This window comes from Arthrobacter sp. R4-81, assembly GCF_054792365.1.
The window spans coordinates 827,026-853,089 of record NZ_CP096445.1; the positions used below are offsets into that span (position 1 = coordinate 827,026).

Genomic DNA, 26,064 nt, shown 5'->3' on the forward strand with positions numbered 1-26,064 from the left:
AGCTAGGACCGGATACCGGCAAAAGGAGCGGGGACCCCGTTTCCGGCGCCCCCGCTCATTACTTGTTAGCGGTTTGCGTCAATGGACGGCAACCCGGCTGTTGTGCCTTACTTGTACAGGCCTTCTCCGCCAACCTTGACGTTGGTAGGAAGGTAACCGTACGGGCCGAGGCCATTCTGGCCAAAGGAACGGTCAACTTCCGAGATTCCGTTGCGGAAGTTGATCTTTACGGTCGGAGACAGCGAGCCGCCCCTGACACCGTTCACGTTATCGATGAACGACTGCACCAGGCCACCGGGCTGCACATAGTGCGAATAGGCCTGGAACTGGCGGCCGTTCTGCTGGGGAGTCGGATTTTCCGGTGATTCTGACGGCAGGTTCAGGTCAGTCGGTGAGCCCAGTGCCAGGCCGCTGTTGTTCAGCGGCTGGTAGTCGGACCGGATGCCGTCGCCCACAAAGCCGTAGACGCCGTCGGGACCGCGCATGCCTGCTGCGTAGGTGAACTGGTGGCTGATGGTGAAGAGGTAGTACTTGTTCTTGCCACCTTCATTCTGGATGAAGATCTGCGGACGCTCAGTCTGGTCATTGACGCAGTTGGCAGACAGGATGGGAGGCAGGAACGACCACTTGGTGAGGTCCTTGTTGTCAGCTACAGCCAAACCAACATTCGCCGTCTGGTAGTAGGCGCCGGAGCTGTTGACCTCATTCACGTTCTCAGCGTGGGGATCGCCAGGCTTGTAGCCCAGGTCCTCTTCCTTGCACTCGTATTCGCCTCGGGTACCGCCGGTGTTGCCTTCGAACACCATGTAGGTCTTGCCGGGGTGAGCCGGGTCCTCGAAGGTGTAGGGATCACGGAAAGCAAAGCCCGGGTTCTGGGCCTTGTTCTGGTACATCTTGCCGTCCGGCTCCAGCAGCTTGGTGTGCTTGAAACCGTCAAAGGTGACGCCGTTCTTGTCGGCGTGGATGTTGCCCAGCGCCTTCGCGATGGCTGCATCGGGAGCGATTCCGCCGCCTCCGGCGTTGCGCTCGGCCACGTCGTAGAACGTGGTGGCCGTGTAGAAGACGTTGACGTGGTTGCCCTGCATCAGGCGGGTTGAGCCGGACCACTCGGTGTTGCCGATGGACGCACCGTCAGCAAAAATGTGTCCGCCGTAGTTCCACTTGTCCTTGGCCGGATCAGCGTTGGTCTTGCGGAAGAAGTACCCGATGCGGGCGTTCCAGTGGCGCTGGTCGAAGCCGTAGCCGGCGTGCCGGTCCGCCACGAGCGAGAAGATGACATCCCAGCCCTTGTAGCTGATCTGGTTAGCGTTTTCGTCCGTCAGGGACCACGTGTCCCACACCCAGACGTCCTCGTTCATGGTGGGGAAATCTTCAGGGATCTCCGGCATGGTGACGGCAGGGCTCATCGAGTTCTCGCCCGGAGCCACATTGGGGTCGCTCTGCGCCATGATCTGCTTGGCATCCGCGCGGGTCCACTTCGAGGTGAAGTCCGACGCCGGATCATGCGCCTCTTGCGTGTGCTCGGTGGGGAGCGGGAAACCGGGAGTAGGAGCCGGCATCTGCTCTGCGACGGGCGGATCTGCCGGTTCATTGGCCTGTGCCGACGGCACTGCCAAGAACGTGGAGGCAGCTACGGCTGCGGCCAGCGCCAGTGCGGCGGGGCGCCAAAGCTGCATTCGCGGCGGTTGGGGATGCTTATTCATGAATTCTCTTCTCGCGGAGTTTGAGACAGTTTTCGTGGAAGATGGGCGGATGCCCGGTTTCAAAACTCCAGTGCCCCAGGACTAAAGAGCTGCCGCAGGGACGCCTTTGTTTTGGGAGAGAAGGGTCTTTCGGCCCTTGCCATAGGCCGCTTGGGGTTACCTGTGCTGCGCCTGTCAACACCCTAAGCACGCTTCTCAATCGCTTTCAAACCTCTTTACATCGGGTTTCTGGGCGATTCCGACGAGAAGTGTAAGCGCTTGCGCCTTTCTTCTTTACGCGCGTTGCACAAAATGGGTGGAAAGGTCAAATATGTCGAAATATTCACAAGATTAAAAGCGCTAGCCTATGGATCCAAGGCCAGTTGTCGGCTTGGTCACAGGGACCCCCTGCATGATGTTTTCGCGGCTTCACGACGGGCCTGCTGCCGAGTGCTTGTGAGGACACCGAAAAGTATTCGTTGACAAATGCAAAACGTTTTGTGTAGCGTGGCTCACACGAAATACAAAACGTTTTGCAAAGGAAGTCAATGACGACGAAGGTGGGAATCCGTGAGGTGGCGAAAGCTGCCGGGGTCTCAGTGACCACTGTGTCCCATGCCCTTAATGACGCCACCAGCTTCCGGGTCAAGGCGGCAACACAGCAACATATCCGGGAAGTGGCCAAAGACCTTGGCTACGCCCCGAACAGGCTGGCCAGCGGATTGCGGAATCAACGCTCCCAGATCCTTGGCCTGGTAAGTGATGAAATCACCACAACACCGTTTGCCGGTGCCATGATCCGCGGGGCTCAGGATGCCGCCTACGAACGTGGCTATGTGGTGATGGTGGTCAACTCGGGCTTTGACAGCGAGCTGGAATCACGTGAAATCAGCATGCTTCAGCAACACCAGGTGGATGGCGTACTGTACGCCAGGATGTACCACCAAAGTGCACAGGTCCCCACTCAACTGGCCGGGCTTCCCATCGTTCTCCTGGATGCAGTCACTGAGGATACATCCATTTCCTCTGTTGTTCCGGATGAGGTGGGCGCAGCCGAGACAGCTGTTGAAGCACTTATCCACGCCGGCCACACCCGGATCGGGATGATCAACAACAGGGACGACATTCCCGCCACGCACGGCCGGCGGGAGGGCTTCCTTAACGCTTTGCGGCGGCACGGGCTGGAGCATGATCCCAGCACCTATGTCATTGGAACGGCACACACCCAGGGAGGCCGTGACGCTGCTTTTGAGCTTCTCGGCCAGAAAGATCGTCCTACTGCACTGTTCTGCTTCAACGACAGGGTTGCCATGGGCGCTTACCAAGCGGCTTTGGCTTTGGGGCTTCGCATACCCGAGGACGTTTCCATTATTGGGATCGACAACCTCGAAATCATTGCGGACGCACTGTGGCCGGGGCTCACTACAGTCGCCCTTCCCCACTACGAAATGGGCCGTTGGGCGGTCAACCGGATCTTGGACGATATTGAGAACCCCGGTAACCCCGCGGTCCAGACGCAACTGGACTGCCCCCTGATTGAGCGGGGGTCGCTCGGCCCGCCGCCAGGTTAGCCGTTAGCCGCTCAAACACGCACAACACAAACAGCACAGCAAAAACAGCTTCACCCCCGGGGAGGCAGAAAGGGACGCAGCCGTTGCACCGGCCGCGTCCCCCACAGACCCGGGGCAATCCTCCACGCACAAATCAGCAGAAAGATTCACCATGATGAACAAGCGATTCACCCGGATCCTGGCCACCAGTGTAGCTGCGGCGGCCCTCGTCGGTACCCTTGGCGCCTGCGGCAAAGGCAGCGCGTCATCCTCCTCCGAGGGCTCCAACGAGATCACGATGTGGACTCATAACGCAGGCAACCCGGAAGAGCTCGCAGCCGTCGAGGGCGTTGTGGATTCCTATAACAAGAGCCCTAATGCCAAGGCGAAGATCAAGGTCCAGGCGTTCCCGCAGGACTCCTACAACGACTCCGTAGTCTCGGCTGCAGCATCCGGGAATCTTCCCTGCATTGTGGACATCGACGGCCCGAACGTACCCAACTGGGCCTGGGCCAAGTACCTTTCACCGTTGAAGCTTGATGCGGACCTTTCCAAAAACCTGCCTAGCACGGTTGCCAAGTGGGAGGGCGAAACCTACGCGGTGGGAACCTACGATGTCTCCCTGGCGATGCTCGCCCGCAAGTCCGACCTCGCCGCGGCAGGTGTCCGCGTCGCCACAGTCGAGAAACCGTGGACCAAGGACGAATTCCAGGAAGCGCTGACCAAGCTCAAGGCCCTCGGCAAGTGGGAGCACCCGCTGGACATGGGCACTGCCGGTACCGGGGAATGGCTGCCCTACGCCTACTCGCCGTTCCTGCAGTCCTTCGGCGGGGACCTGGTCAACCGCGAAGGGTTCGAGACCGCAGATGGTGCCCTCAACGGTGACGAGGCCATCGAATGGGCCAAGTGGTTCCGCGGGTTGGCTGACCAGGGCTTCATGGCCACCAAGAGCGGCAAGGACTCCGTTCAGGACTTCCTGAACAACAAGAGCGCAATTGTCTACACCGGCTCCTGGGCTGCAGATACGGCCATGACAGCGGTAAAAGATGACCTCGTAGTCATGCCGACGGTTGACCTGGGGAAGGGGCCAAAGGTTGGCGGCGGCTCCTGGCAGTGGGGCGTAACCAGCGGCTGCGCCAACTCTGAGGCAGCCATGGACTACCTCTCCTACTCCCTCAAGGCCGAAAACATCGCTGCCGTAGCCAAGGCCACCGGCACCATCCCCGCCACCGAGGAAGCCGCAGCGATGCTCCCCGAGTATGCCGAGGGCGGCGCCAGCCGGATCTTCATGGACTTCTCCCGCGAGTACGCGGTGATGCGTCCTGAAACCCCGGCTTACCCGTTCATTGCCACCGAATACGGCAAGGCTGTCCAGGACATCCTGGCTGGTGCCGACGCAAAGACGGCGCTGGACAAGGCCGTCAAGGCGATCGACGCCAACATCAAATCCAACGGCGGCTACAAGAACTAGTCAGCTGCCAAACGGTACGACGACGACGGTACGCAACTGCCGCCGTCGTCGTACCCCAAGGCCCTGCGCCCCAACATCACTGTCAACGGAGAATCCCATGACAACCACCCAGCTTCCCGCAGCCCCTTCCAGCCCGGAAGTGCCAACCACCGCTGCCCCCGGCAAACCCCGCCGTCGCCGCCACCTCCGTGAACAGTTCAGCGGCTGGGCAATGATCGCCCCGGCAGCGACTCTCCTGCTCGCCTTCGTGTTCCTCCCGGCGATCATGGGATTCGGTCTGGCGTTCACCAATGCCCGGCTCGTTTCACCACGGCCTGTTGAGTTCGTGGGCACGGACAACTTCGCCCGCCTGTTCACGGACCCCACGTTCTGGCGCTCACTGTTGAATGTCAGCTACTTCGCCGTTGTAGTGGTGCCTGTCCAGTCCGGACTGGCCCTGGCGATGGCTCTGCTGATCAACAAGAAGTTCCGTGGCGTGAACTTTTTCCGCACGCTCTACTTCCTTCCCGTGGTCACGTCCATGGTGGTGGTGTCCCTGCTGTGGCTGTTTATGTACCGCAAGGACGGCCTGATAAACGAGCTGCTGTCCAATTTCAGCTTCGGCCTCATCCAAGGCCCGGACTGGCTCAATGATCCTGCAACCTCCATGCCGGCCATTATTATCCTGTCCATCTGGCAGGCGGCCGGGTTCCACATGATCATCTGGCTCGCAGGCCTGCAAAGCATCTCCGGCGAACTCTATGAGGCGGCCCAGCTGGACGGCGCGAGCCGCTGGCACCAGTTCCGCTACGTAACCTGGCCGGGCCTCAAGCACACCCGCACCCTGATCCTGGTGACCATCACCATCCAGGCCCTCGGGCTCTTCGACCAAGTCAGCGTCATGACCCAGGGCGGGCCCCTCGATTCCACCACCACCATCATTTACGAGGCGGTACGCTCCGGCTTCAAGCAGCAGGAAACCTCCTACGCGTCAGCCATCTCGCTCGTATTCTTCGTCCTGGTGCTGCTGATCTCCGCTGTCCAGCGCTACCTGACCCGAGAGAAGGACTGACGTGAAAGCGACTCTCACCTCCAAGAGCCTCAGCACCAAGGCTCTCGCTTCCAAAACCCTCAGCAGCGCCGGCACCATGGCTGTGCGAATCCTGTTCGCCGTCGTTGCAGCCTTTCCAATCGTGTTCATGCTGGTGTCCTCGCTCAAACCGGACCAGCAGATCTTCGGCGACATGTCCTCCGTCGCCGCATTCCTGCCCATCGGCAACATCTCCTTCGACAACTACGGAGCCGTGTTTGACCGGGTCCCGGCAGCCCGCTTCCTGATGAACTCCATCGGCATCTCTGCCATCACCGTTGTGCTGGGCATTTTCATCAACAGCCTCTGTGCCTTCGCCCTGTCCCGCATGGAAGTCCGCGGCAAGCGCATCGTGTTCACCGCGATCCTCGCCACCCTGATCGTGCCTTTCCAGACCCTGGCGCTGCCGCTGGTGTGGTGGGTCAACCAGTTGCCTTACTTCGAGCTCAACGGCTTCAGCCTCGAGTTCTCCAAGGGTTGGCTGGACACGTATCAGGTCCAGATCATTCCGTTCATCGCTAACGCGTTCTCCATCTACCTCTACCACCAGTACTTCGAGTCCATCCCGAAGGAACTGGATGAGGCAGCAAGGATCGACGGCGCCGGCCGGTTCAAGATCTACCGCCAGGTGGTGATGCCCCTGGCCGGGCCCGCCACCGCCACGGTGGCCATCCTGACCTTCCTGCCCGCCTGGAACTCCTACCTGTGGCCGCTCATGGTGGTCCAGTCTGAGGAGCTCCGCCCGGTCATGATCGGCATCCAGTACTTCTTCCAGCTGAACGTCTCCTGGGGCGAAGTCATGGCGTACGCCTCACTCATCACGGTTCCCGTGGTCATCCTGTTCATCGCGTTCCAGCGCTCCTTCATCAACAGCATCGCCTCCAGCGGCGTCAAGGGCTAAACCTTCATGAAAACAACCACCGGACTCGACTACCAGTACCGGCCCAAATGGCACTATTCAGCAGAGCGCAACTGGCTCAATGACCCCAACGGACTCATCTACTCAAACGGCACCTACCACCTCTTCTACCAGCACAACCCGTTCGGCGATGACTGGGGCAATATGTCCTGGGGCCATGCCACCTCCGCGGACCTGAACCAGTGGACAGAGCACGCTGTGGCCATCCCTTGTGATGACCAGGAGGGCATCTTCTCCGGTTCGGCGGTGCTGGATGTTCACAACACCAGCGGCTTCGGCGCCGGGGGAGTTCCTCCGCTGGTGGCGATCTATACCAGCGCCTATGTGGGGACCTCACCGCTTGCGGGCCGTCAGGCCCAGTCCCTCGCTTACAGCACTGACGACGGCGCCACCTGGGCCAAGTACGCCGGGAATCCGGTGCTTGACCGGGCGTCCGCGGACTTCCGTGACCCTAAGGTGTTTTGGTACGACGGCGACGCCGGCGGCTACTGGGTGATGGTCGCCGTAGAGGCCCTCCACCGCGAAGTGCTGCTCTACAAGTCAGCGGACCTGAAATCGTGGGAGCACCTGAGCACCTTCGGCCCGGCCAATGCCACCGAAGGAATCTGGGAGTGCCCGGACCTGTTTGAACTGCCGGTTGACGGTGACGTCTCAGATACCCGGTGGGTTCTCGTGGTCAACCTCAGCCCCGGCGGCATCGCCGGGGGCTCCGGCGGGCAGTACTTCATTGGAACGTTCGACGGCGTGACGTTCAGTTCCGAGACAACTGTCACCGAAGGCCTGCAGCCTGACAAGAGCAGGATGGCTGAGTACGGCTGGCTCGACTGGGGCCGGGACTACTACGCGTCCGTGTCCTTCAGCAATGTGCCGGACGGGCGCCGGCTCATGATCGGCTGGATGAACAACTGGCAGTACGCCGCGTCAACCCCCACGGACGGCTGGCGGAGCGCGATGTCGCTGGCCCGTGAGGTCAGGCTTGTCTCCCGCGGCGGACGCCCGGTCCTGGTACAGGAGGCGGTGGATCCATTCCTGTTGGAGCCCGGCGTGGAACTGTTCGCCCTGGACCGGCAGCCGTTGGCGGAAGGGGTGACCTGGCTTCCCGCTGAGGCTCACGGCGATGTGCTGCGGATTGATGCCGAGTTCGAGCCCGGCCCAGCCGGCAAAGTGGGTTTTGTGCTCCGGGCCGATACGGGATTGAACCCTGCTGAACGCACTGTCGTGGCCTACAACGCCGCAACCGGGGAGCTCAGCCTGGACCGGACCGAATCGGGCAACGTGGACTTCGACGCTACGTTCCCTTCTGTGGAGCGGGTCAGTGTGCCCTTGGAGAACGGCCGGTTAAGGCTCCGGATCTTCGTGGACCGCTGCTCGGTGGAGGTCTTCGCCCAGGACGGTTTGGCCACCATCACCGATCTGGTGTTTCCAGCCAACTCAAGCACCGTCGTCGGCCTGTTCGCAGAAGGCGACGGCGGAACCCTGGTGAGTCTCGCCGTCGTGCGTTGACCGCCTAAGCAGTCCCGCTTCGGGACAACAAAACAACAGTAGGAGTCAATGGTGACTGGAGTACGGCGACGTTATTGGGGGGCCGCTGGCGGGGTAACCGGCTGGAGGCGGGCGGGCCGCAGCTTTTCGGGGAGGTTGGCCGCGCTGGGGGTGACGGTTGGGCTGGTGGCGGCGGGGGTGTGGGTCCTTGGATCTTCCGTCCCTTCTGCAACAGCTGCCCCCGTTGCGGCTTCGTTGGCTCCTACTGTTGAGGCTCCTGCTATGGAGGGGGCGGGCGAACCAAGCTACCGGGACACCTATCACTTCACTGTTCCCGATCACTGGAAGAACGATCCACAGCGCCCGGTCTTTATAGACGGCAAGTTCCACTACTACTACCTGTACAACGCGGACTATGACACCGAGATCGGTACAGCATGGCGGCTGGCTACGACGGCGGACAACGTGGCCTTCCAGGACCAGGGCGTCGCGGCGCAGAAGAAAACGAACGCCAACCACGATCTTTGGTCCGGCTCGGTAGTGGTCGACACAGCGAACACGGCCGGTTTCGGGGCCGGCGCCGTCATCATGCTGGCCACCCAGATGGACCACCCCACGCCTCAGCAGATCGCGAACTCCACCGGCCCGCAGGCACAGTTCCTCTGGTACTCCCAGGACGGCGGGCGCAACTTCCATGCTTACGGAGAGACCCCGGTGATCCCCAACGGCGGGCGCACCGACTTCCGGGACCCGAAGGTCATCTGGGATCCTGAGGCCTCCCGCTGGGTTGCGCTCATCGCGGAGGGGAACAAGATCAGCTTCTACACCTCACCAAACCTGAAGGACTGGACGCGTGTCTCGGAGTTCGTCGAACCGAACCTGGGGATGCTCGAATGTCCGGATCTGTTCAAGATCCGCGCTGATGACGGTACTGAAAAGTGGGTGATGGGCCTGAGCGCAAACGGCTACCTGACCGGGGCCCCGAACACCTTTGCCTACTGGACGGGAAGCTTCAACGGCACGTCCTTCACCCCTGATGCCTCAACCCCGCAGTGGCTGGACCACGGCTTCGACTGGTACGGCGCTGTCACGTGGGAGGATCCCGCGAATCCCTCGGAGCAGCGCTTCGCCCTGGGATGGATGAACAACTGGCATTACGCTCACACCACGCCGACCTGGACGGCCGACGGCTTCAACGGTACTGATTCCATCGTGCGCCAGATCAAGCTCAAGAAATTTGGGACGGGCTACAGCCTGGTGTCCCAGCCCACCCCTGCACTGGCTGATCATGCCACCACGGTGACGAACCTCGGAGACTTCACGGTTAACGGGAACCTGGCCCTTCCTTACCGCGGTCAGTCGTACCAGCTTGAAGCGGACGTGTCGTGGAATGAGGCTCAGAACATCGGCCTGCAGCTGCGGGCCTCTGTGGACGGAACGAGACATGCCGACGTCGGAATATTCGATAACTTCAGCTATCTCAACCGTGGCCACACCGGGAACCCGGACAGCTCCGGGACCAAGCTGGAAAGCAGGGCGCCATTTGATCCAACCGTCAACAAGGTGCACCTGAGGATCCTGGTGGACCGCACCACCATAGAGGTCTTTGTGGATGACGGCCGCTACGTTCATTCAAGCCAGGTCTTTGCAAACCCGGGCGACGACCGTATCAACCTCTACTCCAGCGGTGGGGCCGCCAGCTTCACGAACGTCGCGGTCACTGAGTTCGAGAACCTGGTGCAGCGGCCGGCCCGGCTGATTGCTGACTTCGAGGGATCATCCTGGGGAGACGGGTGGACCACCAGCGGCGATTTTGCAACAGCGGGTCCGTCCTCGACGTCGGCATCAGGACGGGTGGGGGCGAAGATCGCGGACACGTTCGTGGGCCCCGGCGATCCCGCCACCGGCAGCATCACCTCGCCTGAGTTCCTGATTGACCGGAACTTCCTGCACTTCCAGCTCGGGGGCGGCAACCATCCCCTGGGCCTGGAGCCCGCGACCTCGGTGCAGCTGCTGGTGAACGGGCGGCCTGTGCGGACGGCAACGGGGGAGAATTCCGGTTCACTGCGCCATGTCTCGTGGGACGTTCAAGACCTTGCCGGCCAAACGGCCCGGTTCCAGATTCTCGACGACGCCACCGGTGAGTGGGGCCATGTGATGGTGGACCAGGTCATGCTCAGCGACTGAGAAACCCTCACTGGTACCGGTGTTAGAGAGACGTCGGTACCAGGCGTTTACACACTCTTAACCTCACTGTTGCAGGTTGCGTATTGCTCCTTGGCTGCTCATCATCCACACTGACTACAGATCCGCAGGAAGAAAAGCTTCCGCCGATCCAGCCCGCCTGATAATTCGGCCGGCCGCCCCATTCGGAGAAATGCCTTCTGCAAACGCATTCGGAGAATGCCGGGCAATCCTTCTGGAACCACCGCTTCCGCCTCCCCGGCTATGCCCGGACCCGGAAGCCTGTGGCCATCGAGCGCCCGACTCTCCGTGTTGAGAAAGAGAACCCCCATGATCAAGCGCCATTCGGACATCGTCCTGGAGATTACTGCCCACGATCCCCACACCGTCGAAAACGACCTGAACACCGCCGTCGAGATCGCCCGCGAACACGCCATGAAGGAAAGCCGCCATGGCATCCTGGTCACCAGGCACAGCCACACCAGCTACACGGTGGCCGTCAGCCGTGACGTTCCCTATGGACTGACCCAGGAACGGCGCGAGTAAAAGGCCCATTGACACCCCGCAGCCACCGGCATATCCTACAACCAAATGGTTGTAGATCAGATGAGTGAAGACGAAGTCGATCGCTTGTTCCAGGCGCTCGCAGATGGCACCCGGCGGGACATCGTCCGCCGGGTGACGCTGGGGGAGTACTCGGTCTCCGGTCTTGCTGCCCTCTACGCCATGAGTTTTGCCGCCGTCCAGAAGCACGTGGCGGTTTTGGAGCGGGCTTCCCTGGTCACCAAGGAGAAGCGCGGAAGGGAGCAGATCGTGCGCGGCAATCGTGAAGGCTTGCAGAAAGCCCGTCGGCTGCTCGATGAATATGAGGCGATTTGGCGGCAGCGTGCCGACCGGATCGCAGACATTCTCGCTGAAGGATAGGAAAGGATTCCGCAATGACCGTTATCAGTTCCACGAAGAACCTCGAGGGGTTGAACTTCACCCTGATCGCAGAGTTCGACGCCGGCGTCGATCGCGTCTGGCAGATCTGGGAAGACCCGCGGCAGCTTGAGCGCTGGTGGGGTCCACCCACCTGGCCTGCCACGTTCGAACAGTTCGACTTCCAGCCCGGCGGAAAGGCCGCCTACTTCATGACCGGTCCAGACGGGGAGAAAGCCCGTGGCTGGTGGCAGTTCACCTCCATCCAGGCCCCCAAGCGTCTTGCGTTTGACGACGGATTCGCCGACGACGACGGCGCCCCGGTCGACGCGATGGGAACTACCCACGCCACCGTCAATCTGGAGGACATCGGTGGCCGCACCCGGATGACCGTCTCTTCCGCGTTCGAGTCCGAAGAGCAGATGGAGAAGATGGTCGAGATGGGCATGGAGGAAGGAATGAAGGAGGCAGTCAGCCAGATCGACGCCATCCTCTCCGAACACGCCCGCACCTGACCAGGCATTTACCTACCCTCACAACAGCAGAAGGAAGCGGACGACGGCGGGACTTCCCGCCGTCGTCCGCTTCCCTTCGTCTCGGTTGCAAGGCGGTCTGGCGTACACAGCTGCTGGCTAGAGTGGCTGCATGGTGAATCCAGCCCTTAACACTGAGCTCCTTGCCGCAATCCGTCTGGGGCTGGCGGAGCGTTGCGACCCGGCACGCGCCGCCGGGGCGCAGGCCTACATGAAATCGTCCATCCCGTCCCTCGGCGTCAGGGTTCCCGAGGTGCGGCGGCTAACGACTGCCGCGGCAGCCGCTCATCCGTTCGAATCTCTGGAGCAGTTGAGGGAGACTGTGTTGGAACTCTGGCGCACCGCAATCTTCCGGGAAGAGCATTATGCCGCGATCGATCTCACCGGTCTAAGGCTGGCTCGGCACCAACCGCTGATGCTCCCGGTGTACGAGGAAATCATCAGGACCGGAGCGTCGTGGGACTTCGTTGACGGTGTGTCTGAGCGGATCGGCGGGCTGCTCCAGGCCCACCGTCCCACGATGACAGCGCTGCTCCGCAACTGGAGCCGGGACACGGATTTCTGGATCAGGCGTGCCTCCATCACCGCCCAGCTGAAGGCAAAAGCCCAAACAGACACCGGGCTGCTGCGCGAGGTCATTAAAGCGAACCTGGCGGACACGGAGTTCTTTATCCGGAAGGCCATCGGCTGGGCACTGCGTGAATACGCCAAGACGGATCCGGAGTGGGTGCGGGCTTTCGTTGCAGAGCATGGCGAAGACCTCAGCCCGTTGTCCCGCCGGGAAGCGCTGAAGAACATATGACCCGCAGCCCTGAACGCTGGTCGTGGCTGGTCGTGGCTGGTCCTCGCACCGAAGTCGCCGGAAAACTGCGGGGTCGCCGGAAGCTTACGGCGACCAGGCAAGTTTCCGGCGATCCCGGCGTCGGCGCCTCGTGTTAGGCGGTCCGGGACTCGAATCTGTCCCTGGTCAGGAATACGAGCTGGGCTTCCTTTTCGGCGAGCTGCACCTTGGGGCCGGGCTCGAAACCACATCCCTGCAGCCTTTGGATGATCTTGGCGTTCCGGGCATCGGGTTCCGCCACCACCCTGTCCTTGGTGGGATCGGAGAGCAGGAAACGGATCAGGCCCCCGATGAGGGTGGGCGTGAAGTTGGGGACCGGTCGCTCGGCAGGAGCCAGCAGGAGGTGCAGGCCGGTATCGGCGGATCGGGCCTCATAAACCTCGCCGACCGGATCCTCAAGCGGCTCATAGGTCTGGAACAGCCCCACAGCTTGCTCCTCCACGGATATGAGGTAGGCATGATGGGTTTTCAGGCTGTCCAGAAACAGATAGATGTCGCGCAGCTCATCCCTGCTCAGGTTCCGCATGCCCCAGAAACGGGCACGTTCTTCCCTCACCCAGCTGTGGACCAGATCGGCGTCTGTTTCCGGGATGAGGGGAAGGAGCCGCAGACGGCCCAGCCCAGGGAGGCTCTCTTCGTAGACTGAACCCCTGGCAGAAAGCGGGAGGCCTGTGTCAGCGCGGGTCATGGGTCTCCTTGGTCAGCTGCTCCCAGTCAGTGACGACGGGGATGAGTTCCCCAGCAGCCCACAGAGGCAGCTGGCTGGCGAAATGCGGGTCTTCGGGACGGCCTGAGGCACCAAACGGCACGATCCAACGGCTGTTGGAGCGATTCTGAAGGTCCCAGACATAACGGGCCACCGGCCCGCGGAACGACCTGTCGGTAACTCCCGGGAGGCTTTCAGTGGAGAGGACGCAGCCGGTGTCGCCGGACAACCGGGTGACGGGGACCGTGGGCGCCGCTGCAGCGGCCGAGCCGTGGTCCGCCAGTGCATGGAGAGGAAGGACTGTGTGGCTGGCTCCCCAGGTTTCAGACGGAGCGGCTGCGGCAACTTCTTCGAGAGCCTGCCGCGCAGCAAGTTCGACGTCGACGCCGAATCCGGGCCCCTTTGCAAGGAGCGTTTCGAGGGCGAAACCGATGCGGGCCTCCGGATCCAGCCATGGCGCGAACAGCGGAGAGTGGCTGTTGGCAGCCGTGAGCGGAAGCAACTCCGGGGCGCTCCCCAGCGCGCGGACCAGGGCCGACCGCCATGCCGCAAAGGCCCCGGCCTCCGTACTGTCCCCGTCCATGAGCCCGTCCCAATCGACAAGGCGCTCGCGGAATTCGCGGCCGGTGTCTGACAGCGGAGTGAGGCTCAGCAGCAGCCCGCGAAAGGCAGGCCAGGAACCGAGTTGAGAGTCCATGTGGATCCGCTGCATAGTAGCCGTGGTTAAACCGCCCCCGCCCGGTTTTGTTCGGTGATCCACCAGAAGTTGCCGGATCCGCTGCGCACGGTGGGCCGGGGCGAATTCCAGCCCCAGCCTGTCACCACCCCCGGCGTCCCGGTCATTGGCATGCACAGCCAACGCGGCCACCGAGGAGCGGGGGAGCTTCTCCCACGCTCCGGCCCACTGGTGTTCGGACGACGACGCCGGAACCGGACGGACGCGGTTGTCCCGGCTCCGTGCCGGGACTTTCCCTGCAACGAGCTGGAGCACAGCCCCGCTGGAATCAGCGGCCAGGACACAGTTGACGGGTTCGACCCAGCTTTCCAGGGCTGCCTCCACATCGTCCACGGAACGGCTCAGCAGGAGGGGGAGGAGGGCCTCGAAGCCCAGCGTTTCGGCTGCCCGGGAGGGCGTACGGAGGCTCAGCGCCCCGCCGTCGGGCCCGCCGGAGATGACCGGTCCACGGTCGGTTTCAATCACTTCCACTGTTTCCCGCTCAGAATCGCGGACTCTGATCACTTCCTCATGATGAGCGCGGACCGGGCTCCAGCCTTCCGGCCCGAGGGCCAGGAGTTGGCTGCCCTCGTGCTTCAGCTGCTCGCTGTACAGGTCCTGATAATCAGCCATGGCATTCGTGACCGCCCAGGCCACGCTTCCGGTGTGCCCGAAGTGGGGCATGCCGGGAACGCCCGGAAAGGCAAGTCCGACGACGTCGAACTCCGGGCACGCCAAGCGCACCTGCTGGTACACGCCGGGCAGTTCCATCAGGCGGTGCGGGTCCCCGGCAATGAGCGGAGATCCAGATTCGGTCAGGTTGCCGGTTGTAGCCCAGGCGTTGCTGCCGGCCCACACCGGGGCTTCGATGCTGAAAATGTCCACGGCCTCGGCACCGATCGTTTCGGCGACGTGAGCGCGCCACAGCTTGTTCGGGAAGGTGCCGAAAAGGATGTGATGAACCAGGAAGACCCCCAGCGGTGTCCACGGTTCCCAGAAAGCAGGTGCTGTGCCCGTGGCGGCAAACTCTGCCGCATGACGACGGCCGGATTTCAAGGCATCGTTGACCCCGTCCACATAGGCTGTGCACCAGCGCTGCGTGTCAGCATCCAGGTTTTCAAAGCAGCGCCGGGCAGTGTCATCGAGCCGTACTCGCCGCGCAAACCGGTCCCAGTGAAGGCCGTCCACTCCAAGGTGCTCAGCAGTCCTGCCCTCCGAGCGCCAACGCTCCATCTCGATCTGCCACGAGCGGTCCGCGGCCGCATTGGACCCCTGGAGAAAGGCCAGTTTGTTCGGACTGCCGGCGCGAAGATGGGGGATTCCCCACGGGTCCCGGTACGTCTCAGACGTCATCGGCAAGGCAACAGGGCAGGTGGCGGCCAGGGGCAGCAGGCACGTGATTCTCCGGACAGTCGTTAGGTAAGGCTTGGCTAACCACAGAATAGGGTGCTGATTCAGCGTTCCCAAAATTTGCCGGTAACAAAGGCCCCAAGGCACCGGCTGATCCGCCTAGGCGAAGACCTGCCCGGATTCCACTCTGCCGTCGATCCGGCGGTTCAGCTGCCAGGGATTCGAGTCCTGCAGCGGCGCCGGCAGCAGCTCCTGGGGCAGGTTCTGGTATGCGACCGGGCGGAGGAAGCGGTTGATGGCCAGGGTCCCCACGGAGGTTGTCCTTGGATCGGAGGTCGCGGGGAACGGGCCGCCATGGACCATGGCGTGGCCGACTTCCACGCCGGTTGGCCAGCCGTTGACGATGATCCTGCCCACCTTCTGTTCAAGGGCCGGTAGCAGGCGGGAGGCTGCCGGGTAGTCCTCTTCGGTGAGCTGCAAGGAGGCGGTGAGCTGCCCTTCCATCCTGTTGGTGGCCTCGATCAGTTCCTGGGCGGTCTTGTAGCGAATCACCAGGCTGGCGGCACCAAATATCTCCGCGTGCAACATGTGGTTGGACACGAAGCTGGAGATATCCGTGCCAAAGATGGTCGGCGCCGGGGCATTTTTCGTGCCGCCCTCGGTGCCGTGTCCCACGACGGCCACATGGTCCGCAGACCCGAGCGCCGCGGCGCCTGAGTTCCACGAAGCGGCGATCCCTTCAGTGAGCATCGTCTGGCCCGCCTGGGCAGACACGGCACGTCCCACGGCGGCAGCAAGGTTATCGCCTGCCTCACCAGAGGGGGCGAACAGCAGGCCGGGGGAGGTGCAGAGTTGTCCTGAACTTCCTGTGACGGCTGTGACGTACTGCTGTGCCAGTGCGTCGATGTGTGCCGCGGAGCCGTTGAGGGCGCCCGGAAATACGAAGACCGGGTTGAGCGAGGACATCTCGGCATAGACCGGGATGGGCTCTGGACGCGCAGCGGCAGTCTGCATCAGGGAGATGCCGGCCTGCTGCGACCCCGTGAAGCCGACGGCCTTGATGGCGGGGTCCGCTACGAGGGCCTGGCCGATGCTGCTGCCGGGGCCGTAAATGAGGGAGAACACTCCTGGGTGCAGCCCATGGTCCCTGACGGCTTTTGCTATGGCCTGGCCGACGAGCTCGCTGGTACCTGGGTGGGCGTTGTGCGCTTTGAACACGACAGGGCAGCCGGCGGCGAGGGCAGAAGCGGTATCGCCTCCCGCCGTCGAAAAGGCCAGCGGGAAGTTGCTGGCGCCGAAAACAGCCACCGGTCCCAGCGGGATTTGGCGCTGGCGGATGTCGGCCCGGGGGAGCGGAGAACGGTCAGGCAGGACGGGATCGATCCGGACCCCGCGGAAGTCGCCCTGCCGGACAACATCGGCGAAGAGCCGCAACTGCCCGGTGGTGCGGGAACGCTCACCTTGCAGCCGGGCTGCCGGCAGACCCGTCTCTTGGCCGGCGCGGATGATCAGCTCATCCCCGATGGCCTCGATATTGCCCGCGATGGCCTCAAGAAAGCCGGCATGGGTCTCAGGGTCGAGGATGCTGAACGATGGGTAGGCCTCCGCGGCTGCGTTGGTGGCAGCCTTAAGCTGCTCCTCCGTGAGCAGTGAGTAGGCGGGTTCGAGCTGCGCATTAGTGGCGGGATTGTAGCCAAAGGCTGTTGTGCCCTTGCCGGCAACGTGCTGCCCGGCGATAAGTGAATGTCCAGTGAGCGTCATGGGGCTTCCTCCTCGGAAACAGTGAAGGTCAGGAGACGGCGATGATCAGGAGAGAGTGGCGATGAGTGCAGTGAGGTCGGCCAGGTCCTGCTCGGCAAGGTTCTGCAGCGGCGGGCGGACTCCGCCGGCCGAACGGCCAATGGCCTCGAGGCCGCCTTTGACGATCGAGACTGAGTACCCTTTGACCCGGTCACGGATATCCAGGTACGGGATGACGAATTCATTCAGCTTCTGATTCACGGCCGTGCGGTCCTGGTTGCGGACGTCCTGGTAGAAGTCCAGGGCGAACTGCGGGACGAAGTTGTACATGGCGCTGGAGTAGGTGCTCATGCCGAGCTGGAGCAGCGGAAGGGCGAAAGTCTCAGCGGTGGGGAGTCCCCCCAGATAGAAGAGGCGGTCGCCGAGCTTCGCATAGACCCTGGCGTCATGCTCGAGGTCGCCGACACCGTCTTTGAAGCCAATCAGATTTTCGTGCTTGTCGGCGAGGGTGGCAACGGTGGTGTCTTTGTAGATGGCGTTGGCCCGGTTGTAGATGATGACGCCGAGGGACGTGGCGCTGCAAATGGCGCTGACGTGGTGAAGCAGCCCTTCCTGGTCTGCCTCCGTCAGGTACGGCGGCAGGAGCAGGATGCCGTCAGCCCCGGCTGCCTCGGCGGCCTTGGCATTCTCAATAGCTTGTGCCGTGGAACCTCCGGCCGATGCCAGGACGGGAACCAGGTTGCCGACTTCCTCCACGGCGGTGCGGACCACGCGTTCCGACTCAGCAGGTGTGAGGGAGAAGCCTTCTCCGGTTCCGCCTGCGGCAAACAGTCCGGCCACCGGAAAGCTGGCCTGCCATGCGAGATGCTTGCGGTAATTCTCCTCATCGAACTGCAAGCCCGCGTCGAAAGATGTCACCGGAAATGAAAGCAGCCCCTCCTTGAGTGTGTTTGCAAGTTCCTGGTGCGAGTAGTTGGCCACAATAAGTCCTCCGGGTCCGCCCGCTGATGCGGCGCTTGGTTTCCCTCAGCCTATTGAGGCCAGCAATGCCTGTCTAAGTCATTTTTTGTATCTCATGATGCATTATGGGTATCGCTGCTCTTACATGGACAGAGATGCCAGCAGCCGGGTAAGCGCGGGATTGGTGCTGCTGCGCGACCAGATGGCGTGGAGTTCAACAGGGTCTGCCTGCTGACTTTCCAGAGGTAGGAACTGTACTCCAGCCACCCCCAGGAGCGCCGTGGACTGTGGGACAAAGGCCACGCCCCTCTTGGCAGCGACGAGACAGACCATGGTCAGGATCTGGCTGACCGTGTGAACCACGTTGCCGTGGTGCAGGGGGAGCATCTTGACCACGAGGTCGTAGAAGTACCTCGCCTCAGTGGGCGAATGCATAATGATGGGTTCATCTTTGAAGTCTGTCGGGCTGATGTCTGTGTGCAGCTGGGCCAGTCGATGGCCGTCAGGAACCGCCAGGACCAGGCCTTCCCGGTAAAGCAGCCGCGAATCAAACAGATCTTTGTCGAAGGGTGGCCGTCCGATTCCCAGGTCGAGCTCGCCACTTTCCAGCCCCGCCAGCTGTTCCCCGGTGACCATTTCGCGCAAATCGATGTCCACCTCAGGGATCGTTTCCGCTATCTCCTCAAGCAACGGCCCAAGAATGCTGAAACTGCTGGCAGCCGTAAAGCCGATCCGCAGGAGCCCGGTGTGACCGGCAGCGACTCGCTGGGCAGCCAGTGGGGCCCGTTGGACGAGGGTCAGCAGGCGGCGCGCATCTTCGAGAAAGCCTGCGCCGGCCGAAGTCAGTTCGACCTTCCGGTTGTTTCGGGTGAGAAGTTCCACGCCTACCGTCTTCTCCAGCTTTTGGATCTGACGGCTTAAAGGAGGCTGGGTCATGTTGAGCCGCTCTGCAGCCCTGCCGAAGTGGAGCTCCTCGGCAACAGCCACGAAGCCGGCCAATTGCTCGATGGTAAACATGGGACCTTTCCGCACTCTTCATTCCGGGTTGTCTGGGGCTTCCCGGTACGGAAAGAACTCTATCCACCTAGGGCCAGCTGAACATTTCAGGCCGGATTCCCACGTCAGAAATCCGGTATCCCGGTTAATACGGTAAACGGAGAGCCTGTTTGAGAGTTCTCCGCAGACAAGTAAGAAGTTTCCGGTCGGGTCGATGGCCATCCCGCGCGGTTGCTCCTCTGTTTTCACAGTTGCCAGGAGTGTTAAGGACCGCTTGCGGGCGTGATGGGCCAACACTGAGATGGTACTGCTGGTTCGTTCGGTGGCATATAAAAATCGTCCATCCGGGGTTATTTGAAGTTCAGCGCTCCAAATGGCGTTTGCTTTCGGGGCAGGTCCGGTGCCGTTCCGGATGGCCCCCGGTACCAGGTCCAACTCTGGGCCAACGGTTGAAACCTGGTCCGTTTCCGTGAGCGCCCCGGTGAGCGTGTCCCGTGAGTAGCTTGTTACGGTGCCCGAGAATTCATGGAGCACATAAAGCACTGCTCCGTCGGGCGAAAAGCGGATATGGCGGGGGCCGCTCCCGGGTGGGCAGCTAACAGACCTTTGCCGGGAGAGACGTCCTTCATCATCCAGAGCCCACCACACAACCCGGTCATCCCCCAGCGAGGTCGCGTAGACGAATCGTCCGTCGGGGCTCGTAAGCGCCGTATGCGCGTTGCGGCCCGGGCTGCTGATGCTGCTCGGCGCATCCAAGGCCCTGCCGCTGGAGTCAAAGCGTGCGGCTGACACAAAACTTCCCTCGTAGGAAGCGCCAAGAAGGTATCGGCTTCTTTGATCCAGGCTGAGATAAGCCAGGCGGGCAACAGAACCGGCCGTTGCTGAGTGCTCGAGGGAACCGCCGGAAGTGATGGTCAGTGATTCCACCGACGGCGGAGTGGTTGCAAGCGCGGCGTAGAGAATTCCCTTCGCCGGATTCAGGGCAAGGCAATGAACCGGTGCGGCGGTCGAGAACCCTGACAAAGGGGCCAGGCTGCCTGATGTCGAATCAAGCAGCAGGACGTCGATTTTTTGGCCTTGCCAGCAGGCAACGTAGACGGCGAAATGAGCCACGGCGGGCTACCGGGCCCGGATCTGCTTCAGATCCTGTAAAGCCTCATCACCGGATCGCATCGGGGGTAGGGCAGACTTAACTGCGAGCACAGGACGGTCTGCCTGCAGCATGATCCGTAAGGCATTATTGCTGAGGATAAAGCGCCCAACCTCGAAGCGTTGCCGCATCGCGATGACAATCAGTGATGCATCCACGTCCGCAGCCAGCCTAAGAAACTCGTCCACCGGGTCTTTCCCAGCAGTGGTCGCGAGGACTGAAGCGTCTACGCCAGCGGCAGACGCTTGCAGCTTCGACTCTTCGAGCAGCTCCGCGGCTGAAGCAGGATCCAGGATCGTCCCCTCGCGGGCAACGGGGACGATGAACAGCTTCTTCTTCATCGGTTTGGTCGCCTCGATGGCGGCGGCCAGGGATGCCTGGCCGGCAGGCGTACGGTCGATGCCGACGATAATGCTCAAGGTCTGTCCTTAACTGGAATCGCGGAAGTGTGAGAATAAGATCCGGGATGGCTGGTCATGCCCTTAGCCCTCCATCTTTTGTCCCAGTGGTGCGGTACAAAACGGACCTCCAAGGTTGTCGTATTGGGCTTCCGAGAAGGCAGCCGATCCAAATTTTTCTGTGAGCTGCGCAAGGAAGTCTTCCGAGTTGTCCTTTGGGCTGTATCCCAGGTCCAGTAGGGGTTTCGTCGACAGGAACCCCCTGGAGTTGTTGGAAACCCCCCAGGCCACCCGGAAAGTGGATCCGGACAATGAGAGCCAGGCAAGGACGATGCCGGTCATGTCCCGCGGCGACAACCAAATGGGCATGGACCTCGGAGCATGAGGCTCTGGAAAACACGAGCCGATCCTCAGGGCCAGCACGTCCATTCCGTATCTGTGGTGGTACAGGGAGCCCATAGCCTCGACTGTCGCCTTGGCTACTCCGTAATAGGTGTCAGGCCGGGGCAGTACGTCCGCAGGGAGCGTCTCCGCCTTGCCATAAAACCCGGCTACATGATGGCTGGAGGCGAGCAGGATCTTGCCGACACCAGCCGAGGCGCAGCTCCGAAGCAACAATTCAGTGTTGTTGACCGTCTGGGACACCGTCTCTGCCCACGTGTCTTCATTGGGCAAGGCTGCCAGGTGAATCACAGCATCCACTCCGTCAACAGCGGCCTCAATCCGGCCGGGTTCCTCCAAGCTGCCCAGATATTCAACGGCGCCTTTCGGTGGATCCGGGTGCGGCCGCAGATCAAGGAGTCGAAGATTGAAGCCCTTCGAGGCCAGGTCTGCACTCAATGCTGTCCCCATTCGACCCGAGGATCCGGTGATGAGCACCGTAGAACCCGTCGTGACGTTCAAGACTTCACTTCCATCATGTGTTTGTCGCCTTACCAGCGGGGAGCCACGTACTCGTAGTCGGGTTCAATCGACTGCATGTAGCCGGTATCGTTTCTCGTTCGGATGCTCGAAGACAGATATTTCTCGTGCAGCCTGCCCAAGGCTTCGCGGTCAAGCTCCACCCCAAGGCCAGGCTTATCCGGTACACGAATCGCGCCGTCAGCGAACTGGAAATCCGCTGTGCTGACGATATCTTCGGACGGGTCCTTCCATGGCCAGTGAGTGTCAAGGGCGTAGGTCAGATTCTCGGTGGCGGCACCAAGATGAACCATTCCCGCGAGGCTGATTCCAAGATGGCTGTTCGAGTGCATCGACACACCAATACCGAAAACCTTGCAGAGTGCCGCGAGGTTCAGGGATGGCCGGAACCCTCCCCAGTAGTGCTGATCGATCAGGATCACCTGGACGGAGTTGAGCCGGACTGCTTCCGGAATATGGCCGGTTTCCACCACGCACATATTGGTGGCCATCGGAATACCTGTCCGGCGGGCCACCTCTGCCATTCCTTCAAGCCCCATGGTCGGGTCCTCGTAGTACTCAAGGGCTTCGCCGAGCCGCTTGCCGATGCGCACCGACGTCTCGACCGACCAGGCGCCGTTCGGATCCACTCTCAAGGGCAACGATGGAAATGCACTCCGCAGCGCCTCGATAGCTTCGGCTTCCTGCTCCGGTGCGAAAACACCACCTTTAAGCTTCAGGGACTTGAAACCGTACTCATCGACCATCTTTTGCGCCTGGCGCACAATGCCCGCCGGGTCCAGGGCCTGACCCCAACCATCCTCTTCGGCGCCGGGATGCGTTGCCCACTTGTAGAAGAGATAGGCGCTGAAGTCGACCTTGTCGCGATGTTTCCCGCCGAGTACCTGCCACACAGGTTCACCAAGGATTTGGCCCTGAAGGTCATAAAAGGCCGAGTCGAAGGGCGCCACTACGCTGCCGATGGTCTTCCCGGACGTTTCGGGGCCCATCAAACCTGTCCGGGAGCCCCCGGTGGTCCCGTTAAGAACGCCACTAATGACGCTCCAAAGCCGCCCGACATCGAATGGCGAGGCACCCTTGACGGCTTCTGCTGCCTTTGTCAACAGTTCCAGATGGCCGGCGTCGCCGTACGTTTCCCCCAAGCCGATGAGCCCGGAAGCAGTGTGGATTTCAACGATGGCCCGCAAAGCCAGTGGCTCGTGCACTCCGACGGCATTGAGCAAGGGGGGATCGGTGAAAGCGACGGGAGTAATGGCAACATGATTGATCTCGTGTCGGCTCATGTGGATGTTGGTCCAATCGTAGTTATGGGTTGCGTTCTAGCCTTTGACCGCGCCGGAGGCCAGCCCGCGCATAAAGGACTTCTGGAAGCACAGGAAAGCTATGACGGAGGGCAGAAGAGCCAGGGTGGCTCCTACAAGGACAACCCCGAGCCCTACCTCCGGATCCGCCCTGAGGCTCCGCAGCGCGAGGGGAAGGGTGAACATGTTCGAATCGGAGGCGACGATCAGGGGCAGAAGGTACTGGTCCCAGATCATGGTGAAGCCGAAGACACCGATCACGCCGAGAGCGGGTGTGCAGGTGGGAAGGATGACCGAGAAGAAAGTGCGCAATTCGCCTGCTCCGTCAATCCTGGCCGCCTCCTCGAGTTCCATCGGCACTTCCTTCATGAACTCCGTCATCACCAATATGGAGAATCCCCAGGCGATGACAGGGACGATCACCCCGGCGAGGGTGTTGATGAGGTTGACGCCAATGAATGGAACATCGGAGAGGACCCGTGAGAGGGGGATCGCGAGAATCTCCTCGGGCAGCATCAATGTTGCCAGAACCAGCAGCATGGCAATTCCGCGTCCCCTGAATTTCTTGCGGGCCAGGGCATACGCAGCAAAAACCGAGACCAGCATTTGGAACAGGAGGCCGATGCCCACCACGATGAGCGAATTCCCGAGATAGAGCATGACGCTGCGGTCCAGGGCCGTGGAGAAATTCTCCAAGCTCGGTTGCTGAGGTATCAGGCTCAATTGTGAAGGGTCGCGGTTCGTGGAAAAGGCGCCCACGATAATGGCAATCAAAGGCCCGGCGAAGACGACGATGATCAGCGCCCAGAGGAAGTAGTTGGTTGCCTTGATCCAGGGTTTGTTGTTGGTTCCCAGGCCCAAGGCTGAATCGAAACTGGTGCTCATGCTTTCCTCCTGCGGGAGAGCTGGATCAGTAGGGTCAACGCGACGGTGGCCGCAAAGAGAAGAACCGAGCCTGCTGCGGCGATTCCGAGTTGGTTGCGTTCGAAGCCAAGTTTGTAGATCAGGGTCATGACCACCTCAGAGGAGCCGTTTGGTCCGCCGTTTGTCAGCAGGAACACCTCGGTGAACACTCGCATGCCGCGGATGGCTGCCAGGGTCAAAAGGATGGCTATGACAGGCCTGAGCGCCGGCAGCGTCACGTAGAGTATCCGGCGTAGCGGGCCGGCACCATCGAGTGCACTCGCTTCATAGAGGGATCTATCCACGCTGACCAAACCGGCGACGATAATGATCATGTCGTAGGGCGCGCCCCGCCAAATCCCAACAAGCATCACGGAAACAAGGGATGAGTCCGGGGAGTTGATCCACTGCGAGGGTTCCAGAGCAATCCAGGAAAGAACCTGGTTGGCTATGCCATCACCTGTGGGGTGGTAGATGATGCGCCAGACTTCGGCGATGACGGCCATCGGTGCGACCACTGGGAGGAACGCCGCCGAACGAACGAACCACAGCCGCTTTGCCTGTCCTTCCAGGAGAAGGGCCAGTACGAAGCCCAGCAGCAAGGAACCAGCGGTTTGTCCCACACCGAGCAGCAGCGTATGCCAGACGGCCCCCTGGAAATCATCGCTGGATACCAACGCGTTGTAGTTCTGCAGTCCGATCCACTGGTTTCCGAGGAAGGGGCGGACGTTCTGGAAGCTCGTCATCACGGCTTCCCCCATGGGGATGAACTTGAACATCAGGAACAGAACAAGCGCGGGGGCGAGGAATGCCCACGGGACCCAGAAAGCCCCATTCCGACGGCGGGAACGCCGCTTGGCTGGTGCGCTGGGTGATCGCTCAGATTTTCGAGACTTCTCGATGAGCGCTGAATTGCTCATTCCGCCAGCGCCCCCTGAGCTTCAAGCTCAGCAGTGAACTTCTCGTCCAGTTTGTTCATTTGCTCAGCAACGTCCAGGCTGCAGTCGCTGATGAGCGTATTGAGGGTTTCCGCTGAGGCGTTAAGGAACGGAGCCCAGTTGGGAACGGCGGGAACGTAGCGTCCATTCTCCTCGTACAGCTTTTCAAACATCTGCCAGCGGGAGTCCGCTCGAACCTTCGACATATCCACATCGGAGTTGACGGGTACGCGGACCAGGTTGCCTTCCCTGTCGCCAGCCATTGCAACCGTCTGACCTTCGGCAGAGACTGCCCATTCGGCAAACTTTTCCTGCGCCGACTCATTTGCGCTGCCGGCCATCAGATAAACGTTGTTACCTTCTGCCAGAGTGGTTAGACCAGCCGGGCCTGCCGGCGGGGCGAAGACCTCCACTACGTCCTTGCCCGGTTTCAGATCGAAACTGGCCAGTTCGTAGGGCGCCACGAGGTAGGACCCGACGGCGCCCGTCTGGAACAGCTCTTTGACGTTGGTGGTGTCCTGGCTGCCCACTCCGGGCTGGAGAACGTCGTGTTCGCACACCAGTCCGCGGATCCACTTTGCGGCCGCTACAGATCCGTCGCTTGCGACTTCCGAGGTGAACTTTCCGCTGCCATTCTCTTTGAAGTACTCTCCGCCGCCGGACCAAAAGAAGGAGGAAGTGTTCCATGAGATGTAGCCACGCTTCGTGGATCCCGGGACGCCCAGGCCTGCAACGTCTTTTCCGGTACCTGTGGGGTCCCCTGTGGAGTAGGACTCCCACAGCTTGACCAGTTCATCCCAGTTCGTCGGGACTTCAGCGCCAACGTTCTTGCGCCAGTCCGCTCGATTGAACAAAGCAACTGTTTGGGCCGTATGCGGTACGCCGTAGAACTTACCGTCTGCCGCCTTTGCACCCTCCCAGGCCCTCGGCTTGATCTTGTCCGAGCCCTCTATGCTGGCGGGATCGATCTCGCGGAGCAGGCCCTGGGTTTTCATGTTTCCAAGTTGTGCTGTGTCGTTGATGACAACGTCGGGCAGATCTCCCTGTGAAGCGCGCTGTTGAAGTTTGATTTCGAAGTCCTCCAGGATCGAGGTGAATTCAACCTGAACGCCGGTAGCATCGCTGAACGCCTTGGCTACCTCCTGGCCGACCTTATCTGAAGGACTTCCGGGTGCCTTCCGCTGCCAGATCTCCAGGGTCTGCGACTTTTCGTCGTTCTGCTGGACGGAACTGCCTTGAGCGGCACCTCCCTGCGAACAACCCGCGAGTGCTGCCACTGCGAGCATCCCAACGCTGAGCGCGACGGAGATTTTCGATTTCATCATGAGCTTCCT

The 26,064-nt window shown here is 61.4% G+C and carries 23 protein-coding genes; 10 read left to right on the plus strand and 13 right to left on the minus strand.

The window, feature by feature from the left end:
- Positions 1-107: 107 nt before the first annotated feature.
- Entirely contained in the window at positions 108-1,703 is a 1,596-nt protein-coding gene (locus M1E05_RS03895; RefSeq protein WP_458112075.1) for a glycoside hydrolase family 68 protein, read from the minus strand.
- A gap of 527 nt (positions 1,704-2,230) precedes the next feature.
- Here M1E05_RS03895 and M1E05_RS03900 point away from each other — a divergent pair.
- The 10 genes from M1E05_RS03900 (at position 2,231) to M1E05_RS03945 (ending at position 12,613) form a co-directional block, all read left to right on the plus strand.
- Positions 2,231-3,253, plus strand: coding sequence for a LacI family DNA-binding transcriptional regulator (locus tag M1E05_RS03900; protein ID WP_458112074.1), 1,023 nt, complete (start codon positions 2,231-2,233; stop codon positions 3,251-3,253).
- A 151-nt stretch (positions 3,254-3,404) separates the two neighbouring features.
- Complete coding sequence (locus tag M1E05_RS03905; protein WP_458112073.1) at positions 3,405-4,703, plus strand: sugar ABC transporter substrate-binding protein; 1,299 nt, start codon at positions 3,405-3,407, stop codon at positions 4,701-4,703.
- Positions 4,704-4,800: 97 nt separating this feature from the next.
- Complete coding sequence (locus M1E05_RS03910; protein WP_458112072.1) at positions 4,801-5,754, plus strand: carbohydrate ABC transporter permease; 954 nt, start codon at positions 4,801-4,803, stop codon at positions 5,752-5,754.
- A 76-nt stretch (positions 5,755-5,830) separates the two neighbouring features.
- Positions 5,831-6,673 carry a carbohydrate ABC transporter permease gene (locus M1E05_RS03915; protein WP_461165184.1) on the plus strand — a complete coding sequence of 281 codons (843 nt, stop codon included), beginning with the start codon at positions 5,831-5,833 and terminating at the stop codon, positions 6,671-6,673.
- A gap of 6 nt (positions 6,674-6,679) precedes the next feature.
- Positions 6,680-8,194: a glycoside hydrolase family 32 protein gene (locus M1E05_RS03920; protein ID WP_461164493.1), complete on the plus strand. Its 1,515-nt coding sequence runs from the start codon at positions 6,680-6,682 to the stop codon at positions 8,192-8,194.
- Between the two features lie 48 nt (positions 8,195-8,242).
- Positions 8,243-10,360, plus strand: a complete 2,118-nt coding sequence (locus tag M1E05_RS03925) for a glycoside hydrolase family 32 protein (RefSeq protein WP_461164494.1) — start codon at positions 8,243-8,245, stop codon at positions 10,358-10,360.
- Between the two features lie 327 nt (positions 10,361-10,687).
- Positions 10,688-10,903, plus strand: a complete 216-nt coding sequence (locus tag M1E05_RS03930; RefSeq protein ID WP_247040783.1) for a hypothetical protein — start codon at positions 10,688-10,690, stop codon at positions 10,901-10,903.
- A 45-nt stretch (positions 10,904-10,948) separates the two neighbouring features.
- Positions 10,949-11,281 (plus strand): ArsR/SmtB family transcription factor, encoded by a 333-nt coding sequence (locus tag M1E05_RS03935; protein WP_458112069.1) that lies wholly within the window; start codon positions 10,949-10,951, stop codon positions 11,279-11,281.
- Between the two features lie 14 nt (positions 11,282-11,295).
- A complete protein-coding gene (locus tag M1E05_RS03940) occupies positions 11,296-11,793 on the plus strand; it encodes an SRPBCC family protein (RefSeq protein WP_458112068.1) in 498 nt (165 codons plus the stop codon).
- 130 nt (positions 11,794-11,923) lie between these two features.
- A complete protein-coding gene (locus M1E05_RS03945) occupies positions 11,924-12,613 on the plus strand; it encodes a DNA alkylation repair protein (protein ID WP_461164495.1) in 690 nt (229 codons plus the stop codon).
- 133 nt (positions 12,614-12,746) lie between these two features.
- Here the strand turns inward: M1E05_RS03945 and M1E05_RS03950 are convergent, their stop codons facing one another.
- The 12 genes from M1E05_RS03950 to M1E05_RS04005 form a co-directional block, all read right to left on the minus strand.
- Positions 12,747-13,340 carry a GNAT family N-acetyltransferase gene (locus tag M1E05_RS03950; protein ID WP_458112066.1) on the minus strand — a complete coding sequence of 198 codons (594 nt, stop codon included), beginning with the start codon at positions 13,338-13,340 and terminating at the stop codon, positions 12,747-12,749.
- The gene (locus tag M1E05_RS03955) at positions 13,327-15,426 is read right to left on the minus strand and encodes a penicillin acylase family protein (RefSeq protein ID WP_458112065.1); all 2,100 of its coding nucleotides are present in this window, start codon (positions 15,424-15,426) and stop codon (positions 13,327-13,329) included. Before M1E05_RS03955 ends, M1E05_RS03950 begins: the two co-directional genes overlap by 14 nt.
- A 156-nt stretch (positions 15,427-15,582) precedes the next feature.
- Entirely contained in the window at positions 15,583-17,184 is a 1,602-nt protein-coding gene (locus M1E05_RS03960) for an aldehyde dehydrogenase (NADP(+)) (RefSeq protein ID WP_461164496.1), read from the minus strand.
- 45 nt (positions 17,185-17,229) lie between these two features.
- Complete coding sequence (kdgD, locus tag M1E05_RS03965; RefSeq protein WP_461164497.1) at positions 17,230-18,144, minus strand: 5-dehydro-4-deoxyglucarate dehydratase; 915 nt, start codon at positions 18,142-18,144, stop codon at positions 17,230-17,232.
- A gap of 120 nt (positions 18,145-18,264) precedes the next feature.
- The gene (locus tag M1E05_RS03970) at positions 18,265-19,140 is read right to left on the minus strand and encodes a LysR family transcriptional regulator (protein ID WP_458112062.1); all 876 of its coding nucleotides are present in this window, start codon (positions 19,138-19,140) and stop codon (positions 18,265-18,267) included.
- An 18-nt stretch (positions 19,141-19,158) separates the two neighbouring features.
- Positions 19,159-20,232: a lactonase family protein gene (locus M1E05_RS03975; RefSeq protein ID WP_458112061.1), complete on the minus strand. Its 1,074-nt coding sequence runs from the start codon at positions 20,230-20,232 to the stop codon at positions 19,159-19,161.
- Between the two features lie 6 nt (positions 20,233-20,238).
- A complete protein-coding gene (locus M1E05_RS03980; RefSeq protein WP_458112060.1) occupies positions 20,239-20,688 on the minus strand; it encodes a universal stress protein in 450 nt (149 codons plus the stop codon).
- A gap of 63 nt (positions 20,689-20,751) precedes the next feature.
- Positions 20,752-21,570 (minus strand): NAD-dependent epimerase/dehydratase family protein, encoded by an 819-nt coding sequence (locus tag M1E05_RS03985; RefSeq protein WP_461164498.1) that lies wholly within the window; start codon positions 21,568-21,570, stop codon positions 20,752-20,754.
- A 29-nt stretch (positions 21,571-21,599) separates the two neighbouring features.
- Positions 21,600-22,871, minus strand: a complete 1,272-nt coding sequence (locus M1E05_RS03990; protein WP_461164499.1) for an enolase C-terminal domain-like protein — start codon at positions 22,869-22,871, stop codon at positions 21,600-21,602.
- Between the two features lie 36 nt (positions 22,872-22,907).
- The gene (locus tag M1E05_RS03995; RefSeq protein ID WP_461164500.1) at positions 22,908-23,774 is read right to left on the minus strand and encodes a carbohydrate ABC transporter permease; all 867 of its coding nucleotides are present in this window, start codon (positions 23,772-23,774) and stop codon (positions 22,908-22,910) included.
- Positions 23,771-24,712 (minus strand): carbohydrate ABC transporter permease, encoded by a 942-nt coding sequence (locus M1E05_RS04000; protein ID WP_461164501.1) that lies wholly within the window; start codon positions 24,710-24,712, stop codon positions 23,771-23,773. Before M1E05_RS04000 ends, M1E05_RS03995 begins: the two co-directional genes overlap by 4 nt.
- Positions 24,709-26,055 (minus strand): sugar ABC transporter substrate-binding protein, encoded by a 1,347-nt coding sequence (locus tag M1E05_RS04005; RefSeq protein WP_461164502.1) that lies wholly within the window; start codon positions 26,053-26,055, stop codon positions 24,709-24,711. The genes M1E05_RS04000 and M1E05_RS04005 overlap by 4 nt, the downstream gene beginning before the upstream one ends.
- Between the last annotated feature and the right edge of the window lie 9 nt (positions 26,056-26,064).

What these genes read in the sequence shown, in the direction of transcription:
- M1E05_RS03945 (WP_461164495.1), top strand. Translation starts at nt 11,924, where the DNA reads ATGGTGAATCCAGCCCTTAACACTGAGCTCCTTGCCGCAATCCGTCTG.
- M1E05_RS03970 (WP_458112062.1), bottom strand. Translation starts at nt 19,140, where the DNA reads ATGTTTACCATCGAGCAATTGGCCGGCTTCGTGGCTGTTGCCGAGGAG.
- M1E05_RS03960 (WP_461164496.1), bottom strand. Translation starts at nt 17,184, where the DNA reads ATGACGCTCACTGGACATTCACTTATCGCCGGGCAGCACGTTGCCGGC.
- M1E05_RS04000 (WP_461164501.1), bottom strand. Translation starts at nt 24,712, where the DNA reads ATGAGCAATTCAGCGCTCATCGAGAAGTCTCGAAAATCTGAGCGATCA.
- M1E05_RS03920 (WP_461164493.1), top strand. Translation starts at nt 6,680, where the DNA reads ATGAAAACAACCACCGGACTCGACTACCAGTACCGGCCCAAATGGCAC.
- M1E05_RS03995 (WP_461164500.1), bottom strand. Translation starts at nt 23,774, where the DNA reads ATGAGCACCAGTTTCGATTCAGCCTTGGGCCTGGGAACCAACAACAAA.
- M1E05_RS03895 (WP_458112075.1), bottom strand. Translation starts at nt 1,703, where the DNA reads ATGAATAAGCATCCCCAACCGCCGCGAATGCAGCTTTGGCGCCCCGCC.
- M1E05_RS03905 (WP_458112073.1), top strand. Translation starts at nt 3,405, where the DNA reads ATGATGAACAAGCGATTCACCCGGATCCTGGCCACCAGTGTAGCTGCG.
- M1E05_RS03950 (WP_458112066.1), bottom strand. Translation starts at nt 13,340, where the DNA reads ATGACCCGCGCTGACACAGGCCTCCCGCTTTCTGCCAGGGGTTCAGTC.
- M1E05_RS03910 (WP_458112072.1), top strand. Translation starts at nt 4,801, where the DNA reads ATGACAACCACCCAGCTTCCCGCAGCCCCTTCCAGCCCGGAAGTGCCA.
- M1E05_RS03955 (WP_458112065.1), bottom strand. Translation starts at nt 15,426, where the DNA reads ATGACGTCTGAGACGTACCGGGACCCGTGGGGAATCCCCCATCTTCGC.
- M1E05_RS03990 (WP_461164499.1), bottom strand. Translation starts at nt 22,871, where the DNA reads ATGAGCCGACACGAGATCAATCATGTTGCCATTACTCCCGTCGCTTTC.
- M1E05_RS03900 (WP_458112074.1), top strand. Translation starts at nt 2,231, where the DNA reads ATGACGACGAAGGTGGGAATCCGTGAGGTGGCGAAAGCTGCCGGGGTC.
- M1E05_RS03940 (WP_458112068.1), top strand. Translation starts at nt 11,296, where the DNA reads ATGACCGTTATCAGTTCCACGAAGAACCTCGAGGGGTTGAACTTCACC.
- M1E05_RS03925 (WP_461164494.1), top strand. Translation starts at nt 8,243, where the DNA reads ATGGTGACTGGAGTACGGCGACGTTATTGGGGGGCCGCTGGCGGGGTA.
- M1E05_RS03915 (WP_461165184.1), top strand. Translation starts at nt 5,831, where the DNA reads ATGGCTGTGCGAATCCTGTTCGCCGTCGTTGCAGCCTTTCCAATCGTG.
- M1E05_RS03935 (WP_458112069.1), top strand. Translation starts at nt 10,949, where the DNA reads ATGGTTGTAGATCAGATGAGTGAAGACGAAGTCGATCGCTTGTTCCAG.
- M1E05_RS04005 (WP_461164502.1), bottom strand. Translation starts at nt 26,055, where the DNA reads ATGATGAAATCGAAAATCTCCGTCGCGCTCAGCGTTGGGATGCTCGCA.
- M1E05_RS03930 (WP_247040783.1), top strand. Translation starts at nt 10,688, where the DNA reads ATGATCAAGCGCCATTCGGACATCGTCCTGGAGATTACTGCCCACGAT.